General features: G+C 39.5%; 1 protein-coding gene. It reads right to left on the bottom strand.

The window, feature by feature from the left end; genetic code table 11:
• Positions 1–80 precede the first annotated feature (80 nt).
• Positions 81–2,016, bottom strand: a 1,936-nt coding sequence (adhE, locus tag V7659_RS28140) for a bifunctional acetaldehyde-CoA/alcohol dehydrogenase (RefSeq protein ID WP_335543364.1), incomplete at its 5' end; no start/stop codon positions are given.

Genomic DNA, 2,016 nt, shown 5'->3' with positions numbered 1-2,016 from the left:
CTCCCGCAGGAGTCTTCGTGCCTGGAACGAAGAGCAACAGAATGCCAAAATCAACAATATTCTTTAACACAGCCTTCTTTTTAAATACCACTAAAGGCCTGACGATAAATATCTGCAAGTTCACCTATAAATGGTTGTTTTGGATTTGCAATCGTATCCTGATCGTCGAATGCACGTTCAGCGAGAACTGCTACTTTGCTTTCAAATACTTCTTTACCGACCCCGCTTGCTTCTATACTCATCGGGATTTCTAGTTCCTTTGTTAATTTAATAATTGCTTGGACTAGGCTTTCAATACCTTCCTCTGTCGTACCCGCAGGAAGCCCAAGCGCTTTAGCAATTTCCGCATAACGTTCATCGGCTATGAAACTTTCATATTTAGGGTATGTCATGAACTTATTTGGTTTGGCTGCATTGTAACGGATTACATGCGGCAAAAGAATCGCATTGGCGCGTCCATGTGGAATATTAAATTCAGCCCCTAAAACATGGGCAAGACTATGGTTTATTCCTAGGAAGGAATTGGCGAAAGCCATCCCTGCTATTGTAGAAGCATTATGCATTTTTTCACGGGCAAGTTCATTACTTCCATCTCGGTAAGCTATTGGCAAATACTTAAAGACAAGTTGAATAGCTTTTAATGCAAGTCCATCTGTCAAGTCATTGGCCAATACGGAAACATACGATTCAATCGCGTGTGTCAACACATCCATCCCTGTGTCAGCGGTAACATGCTTCGGAACTGTCATAACAAACTGTGGATCGATAATAGCTACATCCGGTGTCAATTGGAAATCCGCAAGTGGATATTTTATATTTGTATTATTATCTAAAATAACTGAGAAGGCTGTGACCTCTGAACCCGTTCCGGATGTTGTTGGAACCGCAACAAATTTTGCTTTTCCACGCAGCGCTGGGAATTTAACTACTCTTTTACTTGGATCAAAGAATTTTTGTGTTAAGCTATGAAAATCAGTTTCTGGATGTTCGTAAAATAACCACATCGCTTTTGCGGCATCCATCACCGAGCCGCCGCCAAGAGCAATAATACAATCTGGCTGAAATCTTCTCATCCGCTCTGCACCACTTATTACTGTATCAATGCTAGGTTCAGGCTCAATTTCGGAGAATGCTTCAAATTGAATTGTCCTTTGGTTCTTGTTTAGATAGTAAACAACCTTGTCAACATAGCCATTTTTAACTGCACTGTTACTTGTAACAATGAATGCCTTTGAGATTCCTGGAATAGACGCTAGCATTTGGATTGAATTTTTTTCAAAGAAAATTTGTGATGGTACTTTAAACCACTGGGTAAATGTTCTTCTTTTTGCAACCTTTTTAATATTTAAGAGATTTTGTGCTCCTACATTTTGTGACACAGAGTTCCCTCCATAAGTACCACATCCTATCGTTAATGACGGTAAGGATGTATTATAAATATCCCCGATTGCACCATGCGTCGATGGGGTATTAACCATGATTCGCCCTGCCTTCATACGTAGTGCAAACAAATCTACTAAACGTTGGTCTGCGGTATGAATAGCGGCTGAATGGCCAAGACCACCATATTCCAAGGTTTCTTCCGCAATTTGCATGCCCTCTGCAAAACTATTAACCTTGTAACAGGCAAGAATCGGACTTAGTTTTTCACATGAGAGCGCATATTTTGGCCCTACACCCTCTAGTTCTGCAATGAGAATCTTGGTATTCACTGGAACATTCACTCCTGCCAATTTGGCAATCATTGTGGCTGGTAATCCGACAATTAAATGATTAATCGTATTCGTCTTTTCAAAAATGGCAGCCTTCTCTACCATTAATCTTTCTTCTTCATTAAGGAAATAACAATTATTTAAAATCATTTCTTGTTTCACTTCATCATAAATTTCTTCATCAATAATTAATGCTTGTTCAGAAGCGCAGATCATCCCGTTATCAAAGGTTTTCGACAGGATAATGTCGTTAACAGCCCTTTTGATATTTGCTGTTTTTTCAATATAGCAAGGAACATTTCCT

Source organism: Neobacillus drentensis, from assembly GCF_036966985.1.
GTDB lineage: Bacteria > Bacillota > Bacilli > Bacillales > Cytobacillaceae > Neobacillus > Neobacillus drentensis_E.
Note: the sequence above shows the minus strand (reverse complement) of the source record. Positions and strands in the feature narration are given on the sequence as shown.